Below are 24,757 nucleotides of genomic sequence, written 5' to 3'. Positions count from 1 at the left end.
TGGGGCCTTTCGTGAGAGGGAGCGGGAGAGAAAGCGAAAAGGGGGTCAGCGGGCGGACCCGCCGAGGTCGAGGGCGGCGCGCCCGGTGCCGAGCAGCACCGAGTCGTCCTGCGGGGTGTGGACGCGGGAGCACAGCACGTCCCGCAGATGGCGTTGCAGCGGGTTGTCGTTGGTCAGGCCGTTGTTGCCGATCAGCGCGACGGCCTGCTCGACCGAACCGATCGCGGCCCGGGTGCCGAGCACCTTCGCGCCGCCCGCCTCCGCGGCGGCGAGCGGATCGCCGCTGTCGACGGCCTCGGCCAGCGCCGCCACCAGCCTTTCCGCACCGGCCAGTTGGACCTCGATCTCGCCGACCGCGCTCTGGAAGCGCGGCAGCGTGGCCAGCGGAGCGCCGAGCGCGCTGGGCACGCGCTCGTGCAGGAAACCGGTCAGCCACCGCTGGGCGGCGCGCGCCACGCCGAGGTAGAGCGCGGTCAGGCCCAGCGAGTTCCAGGCACCGCCCACGACGTCCCGGCCGCCGTCCTGGCCGGGCTCCGCGAGCCCGGCGGTGCGGCCGAGCGGCACACGGACCGAGTCGAACAGCACGTCGTCGCTGCGGCTGGCGCGCAGCCCCAAGTGGTTCCAGGTGGGCCGCACTTCGATGCCCGGCGAGTCGGTGCGCACCAGGAACGAACCGGTCCGCACCGGCTCCTCGTCGGTGCGCGCCCACACCATCATCCAGCGCAGCGCCACCGCGCCGGTCGAGAAGATCTTGTGCCCGGTCAGCTCCCAGTGGTCCTCGCGCCGCCGCGCGGTGGCCGCCGGAAGCCCGCCGCGTACCGGACTGCCCAGATCGGGCTCCACCCGCAGGGCGTTCACCAGCGCCGGGCGTCGCGCCGACTCGGCCAGCAGCTCGCCGTAGGTGTCCTGCGGCCAGTGCGGGGCGCGGGCCTGCGCCGCGTGCGCGAACAGCGTCATCGACGTGACCAGGGCGACCGCCGGATCGCCGCCGCCGAGCGCCCGCAGGATGCGTACGGTGTCGGCGAGACCGGCCCCCGCGCCGCCGTGGCCGCGGTCGACGGTCGCGGTGAGCAGTCCGGCGGCGTGCACGGCGGCCACGCCCTCGTGCGGGAAGCTCGCGTCCCGGTCGTGCTCACCGGCCCGCGCGGCCAGCGCCGCCGCGACCTCGGGCAGCCGGTCGTAGTCGGGTGCGGGCAGGCCGGTGGCGGCGGCGTCCGCGGGCGCGGCGGAGCCGGTGCCGGACGAGGACGCGAGGTCGGTGGTCACGGTGTGGCCTTCCTGTGGTGGGGCCGTTCGAAGTGGGGGTCGCCGGGCTCGGGTGGTCCGAGGCGGCCGTACGGGCCGGGCGCGTACGTGTCAGCGGTGGCCGGTCCCGCGGCGGCCGTCGAGGGTGTCGCGTGCGCCGTACGGCCCGCGCGCGGATCGTCGGCGAAGGCGGGCGGCCGGCGGACGGTCACCTCGGGCGGCGGCCCTCCGGCCCACAACTCGACCTCGACCAGCGCGTGTTGGCCGGTGCAGCCCTGGGAGAGCCGTGAGCTGGGGATGTCGGCGGTCAGCACGTTCGGATTGCCGTGCGCGCACAGCGGCGGCTCGTGACCGGGCACCGGGTCGAACCACGCGCCGGTCGGCAGCCGTACGACACCGGGCCGTACCCGGTCGGTGAGCACCGCGCCCGCCAGGCAGGCGCCCCGGTCGTTGAAGATCCGCACCAGATCGCCGTCGCGGACCGAACGGGCCGCCGCGTCCGCCGGATGGATCCGCAGCGCCTCGCGCCCGGCGACCTTGGCGTCCAGGCTCGCGGCCCCGGTGTCGAGCTGACTGTGCAGCCGGTTGGCGGGCTGGTTCGCGATCAGCAGCAGCGGCAGCCGGTCCGCGGCCGGGGCGCCCGGCCACTCGTCGGGTTCGAGCCAGGCCGGGTGGCCGGGGCAGTCGGGCAGCCCGAGGGCGGCCACCGTCGCGCTGGTCAGCTCGATCCGGCCGCTGGGGGTGGCCAGGGGCGCGCCCAGCGGGTCGGCCCTGAAGCTGGCGAAGAGCGTGCGCTCGGCGGGCTGCGGCGGCAGTTCCCACTCGCCCGCCGACCAGAAGTCCGCGAAGGCGGGCGGCTCGCCGCCCCCGGTCGCCGCCAACTCCTCGGCCCACCGCGTGTACAGGTGCTCCAGCCATCCCGCCGGGTCCCGTCCCTCGGTGAACCGCTCGCCGAATCCGAGGCGTTCGGCCAGACCGGCCAGGATCGCGTGGTCGTCGCGGGCCTCGCCGACCGGCTCGACCGCGCGGTGCATGGCGATCAGATGGGTGTCGCGCCGCCCGCCGCCGATGTCCTCACGCTCCAGGGACGTGGTGGCGGGGAACACCAGGTCGGCGTGGCGGGCGGTCGCCGTCCAGTGCGTCTCGTGCACCAGCACGGTGTCCGGCCGCCCGAAGGCGCGCCGCAGCCTGCCAAGGTCCTGATGGTGGTGGAAGGGGTTGCCGCCGGCCCAGTGCACCAGCCGGATGTCCGGGTAGCGGCGGCGCGTGCCGTCGTAGTCGTACTCCTCGCCGGGACGCAGCAGCAGGTCCGCGATCCGGGCGCAGGGGATGAACTCCGCGACGGGATTGGGCCCTTGGGGCAGATACGGCAGCCGGACCTGCGGACCGGTGTCCCCCACGTCGCCCATCGAGCCGTAGCCGTGGCCGAATCCGCCGCCCGGCAGTCCGATCTGGCCGAGCAGCGCGGCCAGCGCGAGCGCCGCCCACACCGGCTGCTCGCCGTGCTGGATGCGCTGCAACGACCAGGTGACGGTGACCAGGGTGCGCTGCCGCGCGGCGCTGCGGGCCAGGTCGCGGATTCGGTCGGCCGGGATGCCGGTGAGCGCCGCGGCCCACCGCGCGTCCTTCACCGTGCCGTCGTCGGCGCCGCGCAGATAGCGCAGGAAGGTGTCGGCCCCGGCGCAGTACCGGTCGACGAACTCCCGGTCGTACAGGCCCTCGTCGACCAGGGTGTGGGCGAGCGCCAGCATCAGCGCGGTGTCGGTCGCCGGGCGGATCGGGTACCAGTCGGCGTCCAGGCCGTCCGGCAGGTCGTCGCGCAGCGGGCTGACCAGCGCGACCCGGGCACCGGCCGCGGCCAGCGCCGACAGATGGCCGGGCGTGCCGTGCCGGGTCACCCCGCCGGGGGTGACATGCACGTTCTTCGCGGGGATTCCGCCGAAGGCGATGATCAGTTCGGTGTGCCCGGTGATCGTCGGCCAGGTGGACGAGGACCGCAGCACCGACTCCGCGTCGCCGACCAGATACGGCAGCAGCACCAGCGAGGTGCCCAGGCTGTACGAGTTGCGCGAGCCCGTGTAGCCGCCGAACTGCGCCAGGAACCGGTGGAGTTGGCTCTGCGCGTGGTGGAAGCGCCCCGCGCTCGCCCAGCCGTACGAGCCGCCGAACACCGCTGTGTTGCCGAACTCGTCGCGGACCCGCGCCAGTTCGGCGGCGGCCAGGTCAAGCGCCTCGTCCCAGCCGAGTTCCACGAAGGGCTCGTCGCCGCGCCCGGAGGTGGGACCGGGGCCGTGCTCCAGCCAGCCGCGCCGGGCGGCGGGCCGCCGGATCCGGGTGGCGTGCCGGAGCGAGCCCGGCACACCGCGCAGCAGCGGTGACGGCGAGGGGTCGGCGGGGTGCGGGACGGCGGTGACCGTGCCGTCCGCGTTCCGCCGTACCCCGAACGCCCCCCAGTGGGAGGTCGTCGGGGTGACCGCCCCGGCCCTCCTCCCCACCGAGGGCGCGCTCCCGGTCCCGGCGGTCATACGGCAGCCGCTCCGGTCAGCGCGGCGCCGTCGGTCTGCTCGCGGACCAGCCGCACCAGGGCGCCGTAGTCGCGGGCGTCCTCCAGCGGGCTGAAGCCGCGGATCAGGAGGGTCGACACGCCCAGGCCCACGTAGTCCAGCAGCGACTCGGCGACCTGCTCGTAACTGCCCACCAGCGCGGTGGAGTTGCCCGCGGCCCCGGTGACCTTGGCGACCGCGGTCCACAGCCGCTTGTCGTGCACGTCGCCCTTGGCGGCGTATTCGAGCAGCCTGCGCGAGCCCTCCTGCGCGGTGTGGTCGAGGTTGAACGCCTTGCGCACCTCGCCCGCCTTCTCCTTCGTCAGCCGCAGGACGTCCTCGGCGCGGCGCCACGCCTCGGCCTCCGTGGCGGCCGGTATCGGGCGCAGGCTGACGCTGAACCGCGGGTCGCGGCCGTACGGCGACGCCGCCGCGCGGACCTGCCGGATGCGCTCGGCGATCCCCGCGAGCGGCTCGCCCCAGAAGGCGTACACATCCGCGTGCTTGCCGCCGACCCGCACCGCGTCACCGGACGCGCCGCCGAAGTACACCGGGATCGGATCGGCCGGGCGGACCGACGAGTAGCCGCCGCGCACGGTGTAGAACTCGCCCTCGTAGTCGAAGGGTTCGGCCGACTCCCACTCCTTGCGCACCACGTCGAGGAACTCGTCGGTGCGCCGGTAGCGGGTCGGCTTGTCGCTGAGGTCGCCGTCCCGCGCCTGGTCGGCGTCGTCGCCTCCGGTGATGACGTGCAGCGCGACCCGGCCAGGGTGGAAGGCGTCGAGCGTGGCGTACTTGCGGGCCGTGAGCGTCGGGGCGACGAAACCGGGACGGTGGGCGAGCAGCACACCGAGCCGGGTCGTACGGCTCAGGATCTGGTCGGCGACGGTGAAGCCGTCGGGGCTCGCGGAGGAGTGCGCGACCAGCACACGGTCGAAGCCGGACTCCTCGTGCGCCAGGGCCAGTTCGGTCAGGTAGCCGGGGTCGACGACAGGCCCGGACGCGGCGCCGGTCTCACTGAACTGCTGGGTGCTGGCGATGCCGATGAATTCGATGGGCACGGGGTCTCTCCCGAAGATCGTGGGGTTGCTGGTGGTGGGCGCGGGTCAGCGGGCGGCGGCGACCGGGTGGTGACAGGCGGCGGCCCGCTCGCCCGAGTGCGGAGAACTGCCCGGTTGCGTACGGCAGTCGGCGTCCGCCAGCGGGCAGCGGTGGGCGAAGACGCAGGCGCCGGGGTCGGCCGCCCAGACCGGCACCTCACCGGGCGGCCCCGGCCGCTCGCGCCGCTTCGACGGATCGCGGTCCACGCGGGGCGCGGACGCGGTGAGCAGCGCGGTGTACGGGTGCAGCGGGCGGGCCAACACATCGGCGGTCGGGCCCTGTTCGACCAGCCGCCCCCGGTACAGCACCGCGATCCGGTCGGCGATCCCGGCCAGCGAGCTGAGGTCGTGCGAGATGACGACGACGGCCACGCCCAGGTCACGGCGCAACTCGTCCAGCAGCCGCAGCACATGGTTGCGGTTCGAGGCGTCCAGCGCGCTGACCGGCTCGTCCGCCAGCAGCAACGCGGGCCGCGTGACGATCGCCCGCGCCAAGGACACGCGCTGACGCTGGCCGCCGGAGAGCTGGGCCGGAATCCGGCCGCCCAGGGTGCCCGCGTCGAGCCCCACCCGGTGCAGCGCCTCCGCCACCCGGCCGCGCCGCTCGGCGCGCTCCACCCCGGCGACCGCCAACGGCTCGCCCACCAGGTCGTTCACCGTCAGATCCGGGTCCAGCGAACGCAGCGGGTCCTGGAACATGTACTGCACCAGCCCGGACCGCCGGTGGTCGCGCAACTCCCGTCCGCGCAGCGCGCCGACCTCGACGCCCGCCACGCCGATCCGCCCGGCCACCACCGGCGCCAGCCCGACCACGGCCCGCGCCAGCGTCGTCTTTCCCGACCCGGTCTCGCCGATCACCCCGAGGATCTGACCGGCCGTCACCTCCAGGTCCACACCTCTCAGCACGGGGGCGCTGTGGCTGTGGCCGGGGCGCCGCTGGTAGGTGACACCGAGCCCTTCGACCTGGAGCGCGGGCGCCGACGCCCGCGTCTCGCGTTCGGCGGCGGGCACCGCGGACGGCGCGACCGGCCGCTCGATGTCCGCCGTGGGCGGGGAGACGTCGGAGACCGGCGCCGTGCGGGCCGCGGGGGTGGTGGTCATGCGGGCACCTCCTGGAGGGGCGGCGGGGACAGGGCGAGTTCCGCGGCGCGCACGCAGCGGACACGGCGGCCGTCGGCGGTCGCGGTGAGCGGCACCGGCCGCGTACGGCAGCGGTCCTCGGCGAAGGCGCAGCGGTCGGCGAACCGGCAGCCGACCGGGGCCTCGCCCGCCTCGGGCGGACGGCCGGGGATGACGGCCAGCTCGCGGCGGTTCCAGTCGCCGAGGGAGGCGACGCGCAGCAGCGCGGCGGTGTAGGGGTGCGCGGGGCGGTGGACGACGTCCTGGGTGGGGCCGTCCTCGACGATCTCGCCCGCGTAGAAGACCAGCACCCGGTCGGTGACCTCGGCGACGACGGCCAGGTCGTGGGTGACCAGCAGCAGGGCGAGACCGCGCTCGTCGCGCAACTGGGCCAGCAGATCGAGGACTTCGGCCTGCACGACGGTGTCGAGCGCCGTCGTCGCCTCGTCCGCGACGAGCAGCCGCGGATCGCAGGCGACCGCGATGGCGATCAGGACGCGTTGCAGCATGCCGCCCGACAGCTCGTGCGGGTACCGGTGGTAGACGTCGGCGGGATCGCGCAGGCCGACCGAGGCGAAGAGTTCCACGGCCCGCTCGTGCGCCCGCGCCCGCTTCAGACCGAGGCGTACGCGCAGCGGCTCCGCGAGCTGGCGGCCCACGGTCAGCGCCGGGTTGAGATACGAGGCCGGGTCCTGGAAGACCGCGCCCAGCTCCACCCCGCGCAGCCGCTCCCACTGCCGCTTGTCGAGCGCGGTCAGATCGGTACCGGCCGACGAGGCGGCGCCCGACGACTTCCTGGCCGAGGACTTCGCGGCCGACGCCTTGCCGAACGACCGGCTTGCGGGCGACGCCTTTCCGGCCGCCGACGCACCCGCCGCCGACCCACCCGCGTCCGAGGCACCGGCCGTCGCCGTACCGACCGCTTCCGTACCGTCGGGATCCGCACCGGCCAGCACCGCGCTGCCCGCCGACACCTGGCAGCCGGGCGGCAGCACGCCGAGCAGCGAGCGGCAGGTCAGCGTCTTGCCGCTGCCCGACTCGCCGACGACGCCGACGGCCTCGCCCGCGTGGACGGTGAAGGACACGTCGCGGACGGCCTCGGCGCGACCGCCGGAGACGGTGATGTGCAGCCCGTCCACGGTGAGTACGGGTCCTGTCGCACCGACGGTGCGGGCACGGCCCGGCTCAGACAGCGACGACACGGTCATCGGCCTTCCTCCCCTGGGGTTCGCGGGCGGCTCGCGGCTCGGCCCCGACATCGGCGCCGCTGTCCCGTACGGCGTCCGCGAGCAGATTGAGCGCGCCGACGGTGATCATGATCAGGACGCCGGGCAGGGCGGGCGCCCACGGCTGCTGGGCGAGATAGCCCAGGTCGCTGGCGAGCATGCCGCCCCAGGTCGGGGCGGGCGGCTGGACGCCGACGCCGAGGAAGGTCAGCGAGGCGACGGTCAGCAGCGCCGTCGCCAGCGCGTGGGCCGTGGTCACGGCGATCGTCGGCAGCACCTTCGCGGCGATGTGGGTCCGCAGGATCCGGCCGCGCGAGGCGCCCATCAGCTCCGCGGCCTCCACGTACTGGGCCTGCTTCAGGCCCAGCGCGGCGGCGCGGGACACCCGGAAGAACAGCGGGGCCAGCAGCACGCCGAGCGCGAGCATCGCCTGGTTGAGGCCGTTGCCGAAGACGCCGATCGCGGCGATGGCGAAGAGGGTGAACGGCAGCGTCATCAGCGCGTCCACCGCGCGCAGCGCGGCCCACTCGAAGCCGCGGCCGAGCCACAGCGACGCGAGGCCCGGCACGACGCCGAGGACCATCGCCGCGCCGACCGACTCGACCGCGCCGAGCACGGAGCGGCCGGTGCCCGCCAGCAGCCTGCTCAGGACGTCCCTGCCGAGGTAGTCCGTCCCCAACAGGTGTGATCCGCTGGGACCTTGGAGCACCCGCGCGGTGTCCTGCGCGAGCGGGTCCTGCGGGGCGATCACCCCGCCGAGCACCGCGAGCAGGGCGACGACGGCGAGTACGGCCAGTGCGAAACGGGCGGCGGGCACCCGTCCGGTGCGGCGCAGCGTCCTCATGAGGCACCGCCACGTGACGCGCCGTCAGCGAGCGCGGCGTCTCCCGATGCCGCGTTCGCCTTCGAACGGCCCCTGCGGGCGGCCGGGTTGAGCGCCAGCAGACCGGCGTTGATCGCGATGTTGGCGAGCAGGACCACCGCCACCGTGACCAGCAGCGTGCCCTGGATGACCGGCACATCGTGCTGCTGGGCCGCCTGGAGGGAGAGCTGCGCGATACCGGGCAGGTTGAAGATCCGCTCGGTGACGACCGCGCCGCCGATCAGCATCGGCACGCTCATGCCGAGGACGGTGAGCGCGGGTCCCGCCGCGTTGCGCAGCACGTGCCCGAAGAGCACCCGCCGGGCCGACAGACCGCGCATCATCGCGCCCGTCACGTAATTCGCCCGCAACTCCCCGACCAGCGAGGCCCGTAGCTGCCGGGCCACGTTCGCGGCGGCGTCCAGGCTGAGCGCGAAGGCGGGCAGCGACGCGAAGCGCAGCCACTGCGCCGGATCGTCGCCGAAGGCGGTGTAGCCGCCGGACGGCAGCCACCCGAGCTTCACCGACACCACCGCGATCAGACCGATCGCGACGACGAAGGCCGGCAGCGTACCGAGCACCGAGCAGGCCGCCGTGATCGCGCGGTCCAGCCGCCCGCCGTTGCTGTACGCGGCGGCGATCCCGCCCGCCGCGCCGAGCAGCACGGCGATCACCAGGGCGAGACCGGCGATCGACAGGTCCACCGGCAGCGCCCGGAAGACGCTGTCGGAGACCGGGAGCGTGGTGAACCAGGAGCGCCCGAGATCGCCGGTCAGGGCGTGGCCGAGCCAGCTCACGTACTGCACCGGCAGCGGCCGGTCCAGGCCGAAGGCGTGGTTCATCCGGTCGATGTCGGCGGGCGTGGCGGTCTCGCCGAGCACCGCCGCGCCGGGGTTGGCGTTCGACAGCGCGCCGAGCCCGAAGGTCAGCAGCGACGACAGCAGGAACACGGTGGCGGTGGTGAGCACCGCGGAACCGATCGGCCGCGGCGCGATCAGCGCCCGGCGGGCCCGTGCCGACCGCCGCCGGGGCAGCGCGGCGGCGAGCGCCGTCATCCGACGGTCACCCCTTCGAAGCGCTGCACCACCGTGGTCTCGGGCAGCGCCGACACCCCGCGGGCCCTGGCGAGGATGCGCGGCACAGTGAACAGGAAGACGTTCGGCGTGGTGCGCACCGCGGTGGCGCTCGCGGCCTGGAGGACCTTCGGGTAGTCGGGGGAGTCGAGCGGAGTGCGGGTCACCTTGTCGATGGCGGCGGCCAGCTCCGGCGGCGTGGTGCGGCCCGGATTCATCAACCCCTGCTCACCGAAGAGCACTTGGAACGCCTGCACGGCGGAGTCGCGGCCCGCGAACTGGTCGACGGCCAACTGCCGGTCGTGCTGGATGTAGATGATCTGGGTGAACTGCGCCTCGGGGATGACCTCGATCTTCGCGTTGATCCCGACCTTCTTGAGCTGCGCCTGGATCTGCTCGGGCTCGCCCTGCGCGGCGCCCGTGGTCAGCGTGAGGTCCAGGCCGCCCGCGTGCCCGGCCTCCGCGAGCAACCGCTTGGCCTTCTCCGGGTCGTACGGGAAGAGATTCGCGCTGGCCGGGTCGTACCCCGCGTAACCCTTCGGGAAGGGCTGGTAGCTGACCTCGCCGTGGCCGAACGCCTGGGTCTTCAGCAGCGCCTCACGGTCGATCGCGTACTTCAGCGCCTCGACCACCTTGGGGTCGTCGAACGGCGCCTTGCTGCTGTTCACATCCAGGGTGGCGACCACCATCGAGGGAATGACCTGCACTTCGAGCCCGGCCGCCTTGGCCGCCTCGACCTGGCTGCCCGGGATCTGCGCCACGTTGTACTGCCCCGACTGGAGCGCCGCGACGACCGTGGAGGCGTCGGGCAGCGGGTACAGCTCGAAGTTGTTCAGCTTGATCGAGGCCGCGTCCCAGTACGTGGGGTTGCGCCGCAGGACGGCCTTGGCGTTCTGGGTGTACGAGGTCAGCGTGAAGGGTCCCGAGCCGGCCGGTTTGGAGGCGATGCCCGCGGCGTCCGAGGTGAAGGCGGCCGGATTGACGACCATCCCGGTCTTGCCCGCCAGCAGGTTGGGGAGCTGGTAATCCGCGTGCGTCAGGTCGATCACGACGGTCGTGGCGTTCGGCGCGGACACCGCCTTGACCGAGGTGAGCTGCGGTGCGACCAGCGACTTGGGGTCGGTACGGCCGCGGTCGAGGCTCTTCTTGACGGCGGTGGCGTCCAGCGCGGAGCCGTCCGAGAAGGTCAGTCCGGGACGCAGGGTGAAGGTCACCTGCGTGCCCAGGGCGTTGTACTTCCACGCGCTGGCGAGCGCCGGTACGGCCGCGCCGTGCGGGTCGAGCTTCGTGAGGCCCGCGTAGACCAGGGAGAGCGAGTGCACGTCCCATCCGGCGGAGGAGAAGACCGGGTCCCACGAAGTGGGCAGCGCCCAGCCCCACTTGAGGACGGAGGAGCCCGCGCTGCTCCCCGAGGTACCGCTGCCACTGCCGCAGGCCGCGAGCGCCAGGGCGGCGCCCGCGCCGAGGCCGAGCCCGAGGAAGGAACGTCTGCTCGGGGAGGAGGGAAGAGAACTGGTCACGGCGGCACGATTCATGACGAGGCGTCACCTTTCGAGGGTGCGTTTCGAGGGGGTGCCCTCGACGGTGAGGGCGGCGCGACGGGGGCGGCATACAGCGTGCCGTTCCGCTCGGCGACGGCCAGGAGACCGGCGCGCCGAGGACGGAGGCGGCACGGATCGCGGTGCGGCGCCATGGCGGCGGCACTGGGCGGTGGGCGTGACGGGGGAGTGCCGCGCCGGGGGCGGGTGCCTCAGGCGGTTACGGCGGGGGTCATGGCGTGGACGTCACGGGACGACGGGGCCACGGAAAGACGAGCGGGAGAACGCGTGGGCGGGGCGCACGGGCCTGGACACAGGCCGGCCGATCGGGGGCCTGGGGCCTGGGGTCTGCGGGGCGGTCAGGCGCCGCGCGAGGGCCACGGGCGTACGGTCAGCGACAGAGAGCGCTGCTGGTACGCAGGAAGTCCACGTAGCGGCACACCACACCGGGGTGCGTCGTAAGCATGTGCCCATCCTGACTGCCGGGGCGAGCCGATGTCAATGGACACCAAAAGGTGTCTCATTCGGTGGAACGGTGACCGCGTGCGAAAGACCCGCTGGTCAACGCGGCAGCGGGGGTACGGATACGGGGGCCGGGTATGCCGCGGCCTCGGCCGGGTGGAGCCACAGCGGCCCGTTCCCGGTGGCCACCGGGACGGCCGACGCGGGCGGCGCGACCCCCGGCGCCAGCAGCTCCCACTCCGGCCCGGTCAGGCTGCGGTGGTACGCCAACAGGGCCTCGGCGGACGGCTGTTCGGCCGACACGGACACCCCGGGGGCGACCGCGAGCGCCGCCTCCAGATAGCTCGCCGCCGGGCGCCTGCCGGGCACCACGCGACGCCCGAGCGGCCCGGTCAGTACGACGGTGGGCAGCGCGTACCGCAGCTCTCCCGACGGGGTCTCCTTGGCGGTGCCGGGATGCGGCCCCGCCGCTGTGACGGTCAGCACATCGGCCAGCGGGGCGCGCGTCTCGCGGTGGTCGGCCGTCACGGCGGCGAGCACCCGGGGGGACGCAACGTCGGCGGCCAGGCGTACGGGGTCGAGACCGGGCACGCCGTCGGCGGCGGCCAGCGCCAGGTCCAGCGTGTCGGCGGGCTCGCCGGTCACGAACATCGTCTCGCGCAGCCGCCGCAGCACCCGGTCGGCCACCTGCCCGCCCTGCGCCTCGGCCGCCTTGGCGACCAGCGAGGCGGGCCAGCTCGTCGCCGCCACCCGGCTCAGCCGCACCGCGTGCGGAGCCCCGGTGTGCCCGCTGATCTCCCGGACGAAGCCCTCGTACCACCGGGTCTCGGCCGCCGGATCGGGCGCCGGGTCGTCGTCGGTGTCGAAGAGGATGCCGAACACCCGCCGCCATGACGCCTGTTCGCCGAGCGCGGCCCGCAGCGCGCGGAAGACGGGCTCGGAGCCCCACGCCCACGGACAGAGCGGATCGGTGTACTCGGTGACCTGGAGGCGGTCGGTGCCACCGGGCGGCGGGGGACCGGTCATGCCACGCCCGCCAGGCGGTCCTCGCCCGCCGAAGGGGCGGACGGAGCGGCGATCGGAGCGGTGTCCGGCGCGGCGGCCTGTGCGCCACCGGCCGCGGCCGACCCGGACGGCAGCAGCGCGGCGATCGTCACCCCGGCCAGCACGGCGGCGGCGCCCTCCTCGATCGTGCGCCACACACTCGGCAGGCCCGTGGCGGGCGTCGGATAGGCCAGCTCGGCCAACGGCTCGCCGCGCAGCGTGATCACCTCGCCGTCCACGGCGCGCACCACGTCGAGCAGCGTGATCTCGGCGGCGGGTCTGGTCAGCCAGTAGCCGCCCTCACAGCCGCGCTGGCTGCGCACCAGCCCCGCCCGCCGCAGCTCGCCGACCACGGACTTCAGGAATCGGAACGGAATCTCCTGCGAGGAGGCGATGGCCTCGCAGGTCAGCGGGCGGTCGATGTCGCAGGCCAGCTCCATGAGGGCCCGCGCGGCGTAGTCCGCCTTCGCGGAGATATGCATGGCTCCAGTATGGCGCGCCGGACGGCGGAAGTCGGCACCGCGGGCGGCTCCACCGGCCACGGAAGGGTGCGTCTGTGCAGGTGAGCCGTAATGGACACCTCTTGACATCTTTTCCGGACGCCCTCTAGCGTCGTCTGCCATGAGCGATCAGCCGACCATCGCCGGTGAGGGATTCCATCCGCATCTCCCGGCCGGTTCCGACCCTTCGCACGGCTCGCTGCGCAGCCGACTGCACCACATCAGGGCCGACGGCCTCGACGGCGACACCGCGCAGACCGGCGGCATGCGGCGGTTCGCGGCGATCAGCGGCGGGACCGTCGGGTCCGAGCGGCTGTGGATGGGCCAGACCCATGTCGCCCCCGCCACCGCCTCCTCCGACCACCACCACGGCGAGTCGGAGACCGCGATCTATGTCGTCAGCGGACGCCCGGAGTTCGTCTTCGTGGACGACTCCGGCGGCGAGCCGGAGGAGGTGCGGCTGCGCGCCGCGCCCGGCGACTACATCTTCGTACCCCCCTTCGTGCCGCACCGCGAGGAGAACCCGGACGACTCCGAGGAGGCCGTGGTCGTCATCGCCCGCAGCACCCAGGAGGCGATCGTGGTGAACCTCCCGAGCCTGTACGCGCTTCCGGGTGACGGCTCCTGACGAGCCGTCACCCGGAAGGTCACGCGAAGCGGTCACCGGGGCCGGTCACCGGGGCCGGTGCCGTCATGTGTGTCCGAGACCGGCGGCCGGGGTCAGTCGTTGACCAGGTCGAACTCCTCCCAGGGGCCGATCGCCGCACGGTTGGCGATCAGGGCGGCGGCGCCCGCGTTCTCCGCCGTCACATACTGATGGTTGGAGTGGGCGCGCAGCGTCACCGCGCCGTCCGGGTCGTGGATCAGGTCGAAGGTCTCGGCGGCGCCGATGGTACTGCTGCTCGCGATCAGCGCACCGGCCCCGGAGTTGGGGGTGGTCACGTACTTGTTGTTGGCGTGCGCCCGCAGCGCGACCGTCCCTGAACCGAGGTCGATCGCGTCGAAGGTCTCCCAGGGGCCGATCGCCGTACGGTTGGCGATGAGCGCCGCCGCGCCCGCGTTCTCCGCCGTCACGTACTGGCTGTTGGCGTGCGCCTTGAGGCTGATCGTGGTGCTCTGACCCGGATTCCCCGTCCCGCCGCCCGGGATGGTGGTCTGGCCGGTGAGGCGGATGTCGCGGGAGGAGGAGCCGACGTAGACGGCGTTGGTGCCTGCCGCGTTGGTCCAGGTGGTGGTCCAGTACTGGAAGCTGCGGGCGTCCAGGGTGACCGTGACGTGCTGGCTCTGGCCGGGGTTGAGGCTGACCCGCTGGAAGCCGCGCAGGTTCTTGGGCGGTTCGCCGGTGGTGGCGGGCTGTCCGACGTAGACCTGGGCGACCTCGGCGCCCGCTCGTGTGCCGGTGTTGGTGACGTCGAAGCCGACCGCGACGTTGCCGTTCGCGTCGGGCGCGCCGACCGTCAGGCCCGAGTAGCCGAAGGTCGTGTAGGACAGGCCGAAGCCGAACGGGTACGCGGGCGTCTTGTTCTGCGAGTCGTACCAGCGGTAGCCGACGTTGATGCCCTCGCTGTACTGCACGGTGTTGTTCTGGCCGGGCCATTGGGCCGGGGTGTGGGCGGGGACGTCGGCGATCGAGGCGGGGAAGGTCACCGGCAGCTTGCCGGAGAAGTTGACGTCGCCGTAGAGGAGCCGGGCGATGGCGTTGCCGTCCTCCTGGCCCGGATACCAGTTCTCGATGATGCCCCGGACGGAGTTGGCCCACGGCATGGCGATCGCCGAGCCGCTGTTGACGACCACGATGGTGTTGGGGTTGGCCGCCGCGACATCGGTGACGAGCTGGTTCTGGTCGCCGGACAGTGAGATGTCGTTGATGTCGGCGCCTTCGCCCTCGCCCTTGTTCACGAAGACGATCGCGGTGTCCGCGTTGCGCGCCGCCGTGACGGCCTCGCCGTGCAGGTCCTGGTTGGGGATCTGCCAGCCCAGTTCCAGCTCGCTGCCGCCGCCGTCCTGGAAGTAGTCGATCTCGACGCTGACCGGCTGGCCCGCGGTGAGCGTCACCGTGCCCGTCTTCGTGGTGGTCGGCTGATTCGCCCAGTTGTTGATGATCTGCTGGCCGTTGACGAACAGCCTGCTGCCGTCGTCACTGGTCAGGGCGAAGGTGTACGTACCGGTGGTCGGCGGGGTCAGCGTGCCGGTCCACTTCGCCGACCAGCCGGTCGCCGGGACACCGGACGCCGGAGAGGCGCCGCCCCACAGGAAGTTCAGCGTCGGGTCGACCCGCGAGAGGACCGGCGTGCCGCCCATCGACGTCCCGTTGTAGAACTGCCCGTACAGGCCGTGGCCGCTGCCCGAAGAGGGCGTCAGATACGGGCTGTCGACGATCTCGCCGCTCGGGGAGGCGTACCCCTGGGCGTAGTTGACGCTCGCGCCGCTGCCCGCGCGGGTGACCAGCGCCGAGTACGGGGTCACGACCGAGGACGAGCCGACGTGCGTGCTGCCGCCGCCCGCCGTCATGGCGTTGGGACCCGCGTCGTCGCCGATCACGGCGATCTTCTTGTTCGCGGAGCCCAGCGGCAGCGCGGCGGAGGCGTTCTTCAGCAGGACGCTGCCCTCCTCGGCGACCTGCCGGGCCGTGGTCCGGTGCGCGTCCGTGCTGACCGGCGTGGTGATGGTGCCGGTCTGCGTGGTGTCGAAGAGCCCGGAGGCGAACATCGCGGTGAGGATGCGGCGGACGTGCCCGTCGAGCGTGGCCTGCGAGACCTGGCCGGAGGCCACCGCGTTGGTGAGCGCCGTGCCGTAGAAGTCGCTGCCGTTCATCTCCATGTCCAGGCCGTTGTTGGCCGAGGCGACCGTGGAGTGGGTGCCGCCCCAGTCGGAGGTGACGAAGCCGGTGAAGCCGAGGTTGCCCTCCAGCACCTGCTGGATCAACTGGGCGTTCTCGCAGGCGAAGGTGCCCGCGACCGAGGCGTAGGAACACATCACCGAGTACGCCTGGCCCTGCTTGACGGCGGCTTCGAAGGCGGGCAGGTAGATCTCCCGCTGGGTACGGTCGGACATGATGACGTTGTCCGAGGCGTTGTTGCGGTTGGTCTCCTGGTTGTAGTCCGCGTAGTGCTTGACCTGGGCCATCGGGCCCTGGCTCTGGATGCCCTGGATGTCGGCTGCGCCCAACTGGCCTGTCAGATAAGGGTCTTCGCCCAGTGACTCGAAGGCGCGGCCCCAGCGCGGGTCGCGCACGATGTTGATCGTCGGGCCGAGCACCACGTTGGCGCCCTTGCCCCACTCCTCGTTGCCGATCACCTGGCCGTAGCTCTTGGCCAGGTCGCGGTCCCAGGAGGCCGCGGCGGCCACCGGGGCCGGGAGCTGTGTGACGCCGCCCGCGCCGTCCGCGACGCCCGCCGGGCCGTCCTGGAGGCGTAACTGGGGTATGCCGAGACGGGTGTTGGCGTCCACGCAGGCGCCCCATGAGCACTGCGCGCCGCCGTGCATCATCGTGATCTTCTCGGCGTTGGTCATCTGCGCCAGCAGAGCGTCGGCGCGCTGCGCGGGGGTGTCGGCCGCGCTCATCCACGGCCGGGCGTCGACCGCCGACGCGGACTGCGCGGGCAGGGGTCCGGCGGTCAGCGCGGCCAGCGCGGCGACCGCGATGGCGAGCACGCTGGAGAGCAGGGGGCGTCGTCTCATCGCCACTCCGTTCGGGTTCGGCGGGCGGTGTGGGGTGCCGCCCGTGCCAGGGGGGATGGAGCCCAAGAGTGCTCACCGAGGATTGTGCTCAACTTGCGCACAGGTCAAGGGTTATTGCAGATTCGACGCCGCCATATTGCGTGAAGTCGGCCGCTACGACCGCCTGTTGCGTCCGCGACTGCCCTGATTAGGTGCGATCCCGAACACCCGGAGTCGGCCCGAGACGGCGCGCGCGAGCGGCCCGAGACGGCACGCGCCGAGCGGCCCGGACCCGTACGGCCCGCTCCCGGACATGCGGAAGGGCCGCCGCCCTGAACAGGGCGGCGGCCCCTCGCACTCGGTGGTGCCCGTAGGCGCGCCTGTGGGGCGACGCGCCTACGGGGTCTCAGGCGCCATGACGGCCTTCGTCATGGGGTTACGGGTACGACGTCACCGTGGACGGTACGGTCGAGGTGCCCGACGTGCCCGGCCCGGTGTTGTTGATGACGTGGGCGTATTGGCCCATGCCGCCGAGCGAGACGACCAACAGGTCGTGGAACTTCACGCCCGCCGTGGTCGGTGCCTCGAAGCCGTGGTCCTGGATGATCGACGGATCGGCCGTGTAGTTGCAGTAGCTGCCGAGACCCCAGCCCTCGTGGGTGGTGACGTTGTCGTCCACCTTGTAGGCCGCGAACCCGCGGATACTGCCGTTCTGGACCGCCGCCTGGTTCGGGGCGTCGTAGGCCTTCTCGTTCTGGAAGAAGATCGTCCTGCCGTTCTGACCGGACCACTCCACGTCGTACTTCTTGAAGTGCTCCACGAACAGGCCGGTCGCCAGCACGTTGTTGCCGTTGACCTTCAGACCGATGTCGGCCGGGTTGACGTTCCAGCCGGTCGGCGCGCTGCCGTGGTCGGCACGCCAGATCCAGGTGTGGTCGATGATGACGTCATTGCTGTTGATCTCGAACGCGGTCTGGGCCTGAGCGGCGCGCGCGCCGCCGACCCGGGCGAACACGTCCTGGACCGTGGTCGGGTTGGCCGAGTGGTTCGCGGACGAACCGGGCGCGCCGACCTGGAGGAGCTGCGGCGAGTTGCCCGCACCGGCGTCGATCAGGAAGCTCGCCAGCCGGACGCCGTCCACGTCGGCGACCTTCACCGCGTCCACGCCGTTGTCCGGGACGACCGTGGCGTAGCCGAGGCCGAGGACGACGGTGTTGGCGCGCGTGACGTTGATCGGCTGGTCCACGTGGTAGATGCCCGGAGTGAGCAGCAGGTTCAGCCCCTGCGCGAGCGCCGCGTTGATGGTCGCCGCGGAGTCGCCGGGGTGCGCCACGTAGAACTGCGTCAGCGGGATCGACGTACCCGGCGTGTTGGGCCAGGAGGTGCCGCTCGCGTTCTGCCGCAGGCTCGGCACGAACACCGAGTAGTTGTTGCCGTCCAGGTACATGTACGGCTTCTCACGCGACTCCGGCGTCGTGGCCAGCGTCGTGTAGACCGGGTTCGGGAAGCCCTGCGCCGGAGCGCCCTTCACACCCGAGAACACCATGTTCCACACGCCGTTGGTCCAGCCGCCGATGGAGCTGTCGCGGGTGTACCACTGCTGCTGCGAGTACGGGCCCACGGTGCCGTCGATCTTGCTGTCGGCGATGTAGCCGCCACTCGCCCAGCCGTAACCGGCCGGTGCCAGGTTCAGACCGCCCTGGACGTGGATCCGGCGGAACGGCGCGGCCTGCGCGACGGCCCAGCGGTCGTCGCCGCTGACCGGCTTGATGGCCAGGTTCTCCACCGAGCGCCAGAAGTTCTGGGTCGCGTTGCCGTTGAACCAGCCCGCGTCGACGGTGATGTCACCGTTGATCTGGACGTCGTCCGGGTTCTTGCCCAGGCCGGAGACCGAGGTGTAGAAGCCGACCTGGTCGTTGATGCCGTTGTACGTACCCGGCTTGAAGAAGACCTGGTAGCGGGCGTCACCGAACTGGTTGGACTCCTGCTGGGCGAAGATCTGGTCGAGCTGGCCCTGGAGGTTGGGCGTGGACGGGTCGAAGACCTTGACGTTGGGGCCGAGGTCGCCGCCGCCCTGGATCGGGCCGGTGCCGCCACCGCCGCTGCCCGCGGTGCCGAACACCTGGAACTCCCACAGGGAGTAGCCGTATCCGGTGGCGCGGACCGTGCCGTACACCCGGACGTAGCGCCCGGTGCCGGTCACGGTGAGCGTCTGGTTGCCGCCCGTGCCGGTGGTGGTGGAGTAGATGTCGGTCCAGTTCGTGCCGTCGGCCGAGGTCTGGATCTTGAAGGACTTGGCGTACGCCGCCTCCCAGTTGAGCGCGACCGAGCTGATGGTCGCGGACGCGCCCAGGTCGACCTGGAGCCACTGCGGGTCGCTGGCCGCGCTGGACCAGCGGGTGCCGGCGTTGCCGTCGACCGCGGCCGAGGCGGGCGTGCCCGCGTTCTCGGTCGAGGACGCGGTGGCGGTCTTGCCCTGCGAGAGCAGCGTCCCGGTGGCCGGCGGGTTGCCCCCGCCGCCCGTGCTGCCGTAGACCTGGAACTCCCAGAGCGAGTAACCGTAACCGGTCGCGCGCGCCGTACCGTACATACGGACATAACGCCCGGAAGCGTTTACGGCGACTGTCTGGACACCACCGGTCGCGGTGGTGGTGGAGTAGGCGTCGGTCCAGTTCGTGCCGTCGGCCGAGGTCTGGATCTTGAACGCCTTGGCGTACGCCGCCTCCCAGTTGAGGGTGACGGAGCTGATGGCCGCCGTGGCGCCGAGGTCGACCTGGAGCCACTGCGGGTCGGAGGCGGCGCTGGACCAGCGGGTGCCGGTGTTGCCGTCGACCGCGGCCGAGGCGGGCGTGCCCGCGTTCTCGGTCGACGACGCCGTCGCGGTCTTGCCCTGGGAGAGCAGTGTGTCCGCCGCGCGGGCGGAGTGCGAGGGTACGAAGAGGAGCAACGAGGCGATCAGGGCCGTGATGATCGCCGCGGCGGTGTTACGCCGATTCGCCGGTGCTGATGGTCTCAGCGCCGTCGAGCCGGAGGGGGGAGCGAGCATGAGCAACTCTCCTGGTTCCACACGTGGGGGGGCAGGGGTCGGTGATCGTCCGGCCGAACTGCGGTGGCCGGACGACAGGATGCTGCTGAAACGGTGAAGTCCGGGCGGGCGCCCACCTGTTGAGGTGAGAGCGCTCTCCCGGGTGCACACCGCGATGGTTCTCCCTGTGTTTCATCCATGTCAAGAGTTGTGCACAGAGTGCGTCCTCCCGAATGGGGAAGCTCCAGAAATCCGGGCAAAGCCGTCGTAGCTGGTGACACAAGTTGAACGCACTGCGGTGACCAGCGGGTATGTCAGGACGTCTCCGCGCGGCAGGCCGCTTGACGCGCCGTCGCACCTCGCCCGCACCCCGGTCCGACCCGGAAACGCTTCCGTATACCTTCAGAGCATGAAGCCGCAGTGGACTGCGGTGGTATGTGCGGCGGATGGCGAAAAGGGCCGTTCCCGACGCGCGCGAGGCGCACCGGGAACGGCCCTGGGGCAGAGCGTCGGATCAGACCGCGGTGGTCGACCTGCGACGGCCGCGGCGGGCGTAGTAGAGCGCCCCGCCGCCGACGAGCAGTACGCCCGCGGTGATGCCCAGCGGCAGGACCGGGGAGGTGCCGCCGGTCTCCGCGAGGGTCTGCGTGGAGGCGTCGTTGTGACCGCCGGACGAGCCGCCCGAGTGCGAACCGCCGTTGGAGCCGCCGGAGTTCGCGCCGCCGGAGTTCGCGCCGCCCGAGGGGGAGCCGCCGGAGGTGCCGTGGCCGCCCCCGCCGTGGGTGTCGATGTCCTTGACCGACTTCACGGAGCCGTCGGCGTTCAGCAGCACCTGCTTGTTGTTCGGGTGCTTGAAGTCGAACGCGCCGGTCAGCGAGTTGGCGCGGCTGTCGAAGGACGCGTCACCGACCCGGCCGGTCTTCCAGTTGTCCTCGATGAACTTGGTGATCGACGCCTGCTCGGTGCGGGTGTGGTCGACCGAATTCACCTTGCTGTACGGGGAGATGACCAGCAGCGGCTGCCGGGTGCCGGGGCCGCAGCGGTCCGCGTAGCCACCGGCCGACGCGGGACCCGCCTGGCACGCCGGGCTGTCGACGGCCTTGCCGTTGGAGCCGACCGTGCTGTCCTTCGAGCCGTTCTGCGGCTTGGCGTACGCGTGGTCGTACCAGCCGTCGGAGTCGTCGTACGCGACGACGACCGCGGTGTCCTTCCAGGAGGAGGACGCCTGGACCGCGTTGATCTCCTTGACGAGGAAGTTCTGCTCGTCGGTCGGGTCGGAGTAGGCGGCGTGGCCGTCCTGGTACTCGGCGGCCTTGAGGAAGCTGACGGCGGGCAGGCTGCCCGCCTTGAGCGCGGAGTCGAAGTCGGTCAGGTCGTAGTTGTGGTTCGCCTGGCCGTTGTGCCCGATCTCGGCGGTGTTCTTCGGCGCGAGGTGGTGCGGGTTCGACGTCGACGCGTAGTACTGGAACGGCGAGTGGTGCGGGCTGTAGTCGACCGAGGACGCGCCGGCGATGTTGGCGTGCGTGGAGTTGGCGCAGCTCGCGTAGTCGCCGCTCTTGCCGTCCCACGCGGTGGAGGGACGGAAGCCGCCCTGGAACCAGCCCCAGGTGACCTTCTTGGAGTTCAGCAGGTCACCGACGTTCTTGCCGCGCATGACCGCCAGCGCGTTGGTGCCGGTGTGGCTGTTGTCCGAGCAGTCGTCGAACGCCGGGTCGGGGTCGTTGATGACCGTGCCGACGCCCTTGGCGTCGGGGGAGACCACCGTGTACGCGTCCGGCTTCGCCGTCTGCTTCGGGTGCTCGGTGCCCGAGGCCGGGTCGACCGAGATGACACCGTGCGTCTGACCGGAGATCAGGTTGAGCGCGCCCGGCGTGGACGGACCGTACGTGGAGCTGTACGAGTTGTCGCCCAGCGAGTAGTGCTGCGCGTAGTTCCACAGGCCCGTGACGGTGTTGCCGTCGTAGTAGTCCATCACCAGACCGGGCTCGCCGAACAGGCCGCCAGAACACTTGCTGGTCTCGGTGTTCTGGACGTACGCGTCGGCCTTGCCGCCGTTGGCCGCGTACTGCTCGGGGCCGTAGTTGTGGTTCTGGTCGCAGGTCACGGTCTGGTCGGGGGAGAGCCGCTTGGGCGCGTACTGGTTCGGGTTGGTCTTGAGCAGACCGGCGTGCGCGAGGGTGTCGATGTTCTTCGGCGTGTTCCCGGCCGCCGTGAACTTCGTGCCGTCGGTGTTCGCCGCGGCCGGGTAGCTGCCGAAGTAGTGGTCGAAGGAGACGTTCTCCTGGAAGATCACCACCAGGTGCTTGATCGGCGTCTCGGTGCCGCCACCGCCGTTGTGCGACGGGGAGTCGGCCAGGGCCGGCGCCGCCGTCCCGCCCATCAGCACGAGCGCCGCAACTCCGGCGAACGCCCCCCACCGGGCGGCCCGTACGCGCGGGCCCGCCCCTCTGCTCCTGCCAGAACCGCTTGTGGTGCTCATACTTTCTCAGCCTCCGCTAAGTGCCGCGTCGCGCGTGCCGCTGTCATTCGTGCACGGTGTCGAACGCGATCGTCATGGCGGTCCGCGACATGACAAAGGCACAGCGGTGGAGGCGGGGTGAACAGCGGGTCAGTAAAATCTTAGGAAGCCTTGACCCCGCTTTTACACTCTGAGCTGCGGTTTCAGGCGAGCAGCCCGCTGCCGAGCCAGTCGGACCGGTCGCGCACTCCCGGCAGGACGAAGAAATAGCCGCCGCCGAACGGGGTGATGTAGTCCACCAGCGGCTCACCCGCGAGGCGCTTTTGCACCGTCGCGAACTGCCGCTCGATGTCCTGCTGATAACAGACGAAGATCAGCCCCATGTCGAGGTTGCCATTGCTGTCCATACCGCGGTCGTAGTTGTAACCACGGCGCAGAATACGGGAGTTGTCGGTGCGCGCGGTGCGCGGATTGGCGACCCGGATATGGCTGTCCAACGGGATCACATCGCCGGTCGGATCCTGCGCGAATCGCGGTGTGTCGAATTCCCTGGTCCCGTCCAGCGGCGCGCCGGTGTCCCGGCTGCGGCCGAACATCCGCTCCTGTTCGGTGATCGAGACCCGGTCCCAGAACTCCACCAGCATCCGGATCGTCCGCACCACCTGGTACGTGCCTCCGGTCGTCCAGGCGGGCTCGCCGCCGCCCCCGGCGCCCCGCACCCAGAGCAGCTCGTTCGCGGTGGCCGGATCGCTGATGTCCGGATTGGAGGTGCCGTCCTTGAAACCCATGTGGTTGCGCGGTGTGCCGCTGGGCCGCGGCGGGCTGGTGAAACCGTCCAGCCGCCAGCGCACCTGCATCCCGCCGCGGGTGTGCCGGGCGATGTCGCGCAGCGCGTGCAGCGCCGTGTCCGGGTGCGGCGCGGAGAGCTGGAGGCTCAGGTCCCCGTGGCACCAGTCGGGTTGGAGGTCGTCGTCCTCGAAAGCGGGCATCGTGCTCAGCCGCAGCGGCTTGCGGTCCTTGAGCCCGAACCGCTCGTCGAAGAGCGACGCACCCACCCCGACGGTGACGGTCAGACCGTCGCCCGGCACCTTCGGGCCCAGCGTGCCGCTGTCCGACGGCGAGTCCGTGATGCCGAGCGCCGCGGGTGTGCCGCCGCCGGTCAGGAACCTCGCGCGGTCGGTGACGGTGTGCAGCAGCTCGGTCAGTTCACGCCGGTCGGCGGCGGTGACGTCGAAGGACAGGAAGAGCGAGGACTGCTGCACCGGCCGCGTGACGCCCGCCTGGTGCGGGCCGTGGAAGTCGGCGTTCGCGCGTGCCGCCGGCGCCGGGGCCGGGCCGGCGGCGGAAGCGGTCGCGCCCGTCAGCGCGGCGGCGCCACCGGCCGCCGCGCCGACGGCGCCCACACCGAGCGCCGCGCCGCGCAGAAAGCCGCGCCGCCGCAGGTCGCCCGCGCCCGCCACGGGCCCGTGCGTGTCCGTCATGCCGTCCTCCGTACATCGAAGATCGTCGCCACCGGGGCGAGTTGTTCGAGCAGATCGCCGAAGTCGGCGTTGATCCGCTGGCGCTGATCGTGTGTCAGCTTGTCGAGCGGCGTCCACGTCCCACCGTGGTGCGCGGCGTCCAGGTCGCGCTCCGCGCGCTTGAGCGACGCGTCGAGCTCGGCGGTCCGCGGGTCACGCGGGGCGAGCAGGGCGTGCAGCCGGCCGAGCAGTTCCTTTGTGCCGTCGAGATTCGCGCGGGCCGTGGCCAGATTCGTACCGCTGCCGTAGTCCGTACGGCCGGTCAGCTCGAACTGCTCGGCGTTCTCCACGATCTCGTGCGCGCGCAGTCCCAGGTCGGCCGGGTCCATCCGCTCCTGCGACCAGCCGTCGCGCAGCGTCGCCACGTCCTTGACCAGCGCGGCGGCCGGGCCGCGCAGCGAGTCGGCGGAGGCGCCGTGCCACAGCCCGTACTCGATCCGGTGGAAGCCGGTGAAGTCCGCGGAGGCGACCGAGCCAGGCGTGAGCGAGGCCGTGCCGTTGATCGCGCCGTCCGCGTCGCCGAAGGTGCCGTACGCGGCGCCCATCCGCTCGTAGACCAGGTGCGCGCTCAGCCAGTCGCGGCGGGCCGCGGTCAGATCGCCGCCGTCGACGTCCGACCTGAGGGCGCCGACGCCGCGGGCGAGGTCGTCGATCCGGGCGCCGACCCACCGCTGGTACGCCAGCGTCGGCGGGATCAGATCGTGCTGGGTGACCGGCACGGCGGCCGGACCCCGGGGAGCCTTGCCTGGTACGACGACGGTCGGCCCGGTGACCGCGTCGGTGTCCTCCTGGAGGCACTTGAACGCGTACGAGCCGCTGCCCAGGTCCACCGCCATCGGCCGGGTGATGCCCGGCGCCAGGCCCTCCACCTCGCCGTAGACCTTCCCGCTGCGCGGGTCGGTCAGATAGACCTCGGTGGCGCTCGCGCCGGTGTTGCGCAGGTCGAAGACCTGCGTGCCCGGCTTCGGCGTGATCCAGCCCCGGCCGCAGCCGCCCGTGGACGCGTCCACCGCCGTGTGCCGCAGACCGTCCGACGCGGTGGCGGGAGCGGCGTGCTTGTCGGTGTGACCGCCACCGCCGCCGACGGTGAGCACCGCCGCGGTGACCGCTCCGGCGACGGCGAGCCCGGCCGCGGCCACCTGCCACATCGGCACGCGGCGGAGTCGGTGCGGTGGCGGCGGAGCTATGCCGTCTGGTTCGGCGGACACACCGGACCTCCAGATGTCGGTGCAGTGGAACGGGGCGCCGTTCATGCTAAGCACCTCACGACCGCGCACCCACCTGCGCCAAGGTCAGGAATCCACAATTCCCCGGCAGTTCACCCTTGGGTCACATAAGGGCACCCTTACCGGGGCTTTCGGCCGGTGAAGTGCCTTGTCGCG

Annotated in this window: 16 protein-coding genes; 1 reads left to right on the top strand and 15 read right to left on the bottom strand. The window is 72.2% G+C overall.

Translation table 11 applies throughout. The features are described from left to right. Window positions 1-45: 45 nt before the first annotated feature. From ACZ37P_RS19025 to ACZ37P_RS18980, 10 genes are all read right to left on the bottom strand, one after another. Window positions 46-1,266, bottom strand: a complete 1,221-nt coding sequence (locus ACZ37P_RS19025) for an acyl-CoA dehydrogenase family protein (RefSeq protein WP_391052327.1) — start codon at window positions 1,264-1,266, stop codon at window positions 46-48. Beyond that, on the bottom strand, window positions 1,263-3,770 hold the full coding sequence (locus tag ACZ37P_RS19020) for a molybdopterin-dependent oxidoreductase (RefSeq protein ID WP_467347581.1): 2,508 nt from the start codon (window positions 3,768-3,770) through the stop codon (window positions 1,263-1,265). Before ACZ37P_RS19020 ends, ACZ37P_RS19025 begins: the two co-directional genes overlap by 4 nt. Next, the gene (locus ACZ37P_RS19015) at window positions 3,767-4,849 is read right to left on the bottom strand and encodes an LLM class flavin-dependent oxidoreductase (RefSeq protein ID WP_467347580.1); all 1,083 of its coding nucleotides are present in this window, start codon (window positions 4,847-4,849) and stop codon (window positions 3,767-3,769) included. Before ACZ37P_RS19015 ends, ACZ37P_RS19020 begins: the two co-directional genes overlap by 4 nt. A 45-nt stretch (window positions 4,850-4,894) precedes the next feature. Continuing rightward, window positions 4,895-5,989, bottom strand: a complete 1,095-nt coding sequence (locus ACZ37P_RS19010) for an ABC transporter ATP-binding protein (RefSeq protein WP_467347579.1) — start codon at window positions 5,987-5,989, stop codon at window positions 4,895-4,897. After that, a complete protein-coding gene (locus tag ACZ37P_RS19005) occupies window positions 5,986-7,209 on the bottom strand; it encodes an ABC transporter ATP-binding protein (RefSeq protein ID WP_467347577.1) in 1,224 nt (407 codons plus the stop codon). Before ACZ37P_RS19005 ends, ACZ37P_RS19010 begins: the two co-directional genes overlap by 4 nt. Next, window positions 7,193-8,077, bottom strand: coding sequence for an ABC transporter permease (locus ACZ37P_RS19000; RefSeq protein ID WP_391052338.1), 885 nt, complete (start codon window positions 8,075-8,077; stop codon window positions 7,193-7,195). Before ACZ37P_RS19000 ends, ACZ37P_RS19005 begins: the two co-directional genes overlap by 17 nt. Next, window positions 8,074-9,150, bottom strand: a complete 1,077-nt coding sequence (locus tag ACZ37P_RS18995; RefSeq protein ID WP_467347576.1) for an ABC transporter permease — start codon at window positions 9,148-9,150, stop codon at window positions 8,074-8,076. Before ACZ37P_RS18995 ends, ACZ37P_RS19000 begins: the two co-directional genes overlap by 4 nt. Next, window positions 9,147-10,688 (bottom strand): ABC transporter substrate-binding protein, encoded by a 1,542-nt coding sequence (locus ACZ37P_RS18990; protein WP_467347574.1) that lies wholly within the window; start codon window positions 10,686-10,688, stop codon window positions 9,147-9,149. The genes ACZ37P_RS18995 and ACZ37P_RS18990 overlap by 4 nt, the downstream gene beginning before the upstream one ends. A gap of 579 nt (window positions 10,689-11,267) precedes the next feature. Then, window positions 11,268-12,194, bottom strand: coding sequence for a DsbA family oxidoreductase (locus tag ACZ37P_RS18985; protein WP_467347572.1), 927 nt, complete (start codon window positions 12,192-12,194; stop codon window positions 11,268-11,270). Further along, window positions 12,191-12,694 (bottom strand): RrF2 family transcriptional regulator, encoded by a 504-nt coding sequence (locus ACZ37P_RS18980; RefSeq protein ID WP_467347571.1) that lies wholly within the window; start codon window positions 12,692-12,694, stop codon window positions 12,191-12,193. The genes ACZ37P_RS18985 and ACZ37P_RS18980 overlap by 4 nt, the downstream gene beginning before the upstream one ends. Window positions 12,695-12,833: 139 nt before the next feature. Here ACZ37P_RS18980 and ACZ37P_RS18975 point away from each other — a divergent pair, with 139 nt between their 5' ends. Further along, window positions 12,834-13,340, top strand: a complete 507-nt coding sequence (locus tag ACZ37P_RS18975) for a cupin domain-containing protein (protein ID WP_188282239.1) — start codon at window positions 12,834-12,836, stop codon at window positions 13,338-13,340. Window positions 13,341-13,432: 92 nt separating this feature from the next. Here the strand turns inward: ACZ37P_RS18975 and ACZ37P_RS18970 are convergent, their stop codons facing one another. From ACZ37P_RS18970 to ACZ37P_RS18950, 5 genes are all read right to left on the bottom strand, one after another. Then, window positions 13,433-16,393, bottom strand: coding sequence for a glycoside hydrolase family 3 C-terminal domain-containing protein (locus ACZ37P_RS18970; protein ID WP_467347569.1), 2,961 nt, complete (start codon window positions 16,391-16,393; stop codon window positions 13,433-13,435). A 415-nt stretch (window positions 16,394-16,808) separates the two neighbouring features. Then, on the bottom strand, window positions 16,809-19,418 hold the full coding sequence (locus ACZ37P_RS18965) for a discoidin domain-containing protein (RefSeq protein ID WP_467347567.1): 2,610 nt from the start codon (window positions 19,416-19,418) through the stop codon (window positions 16,809-16,811). A 493-nt stretch (window positions 19,419-19,911) separates the two neighbouring features. Next, entirely contained in the window at window positions 19,912-21,876 is a 1,965-nt protein-coding gene (locus ACZ37P_RS18960) for an alkaline phosphatase family protein (RefSeq protein WP_467347565.1), read from the bottom strand. A 182-nt stretch (window positions 21,877-22,058) separates the two neighbouring features. Continuing rightward, window positions 22,059-23,336: an iron uptake transporter deferrochelatase/peroxidase subunit gene (efeB, locus tag ACZ37P_RS18955; RefSeq protein ID WP_467347563.1), complete on the bottom strand. Its 1,278-nt coding sequence runs from the start codon at window positions 23,334-23,336 to the stop codon at window positions 22,059-22,061. After that, entirely contained in the window at window positions 23,333-24,628 is a 1,296-nt protein-coding gene (locus ACZ37P_RS18950) for an EfeM/EfeO family lipoprotein (RefSeq protein WP_467347561.1), read from the bottom strand. Before ACZ37P_RS18950 ends, efeB begins: the two co-directional genes overlap by 4 nt. Window positions 24,629-24,757 lie beyond the last annotated feature (129 nt).

This window comes from Streptomyces sp. NPDC024632 (assembly GCF_055559175.1).
Note: the sequence above shows the minus strand (reverse complement) of the source record. Positions and strands in the feature narration are given on the sequence as shown.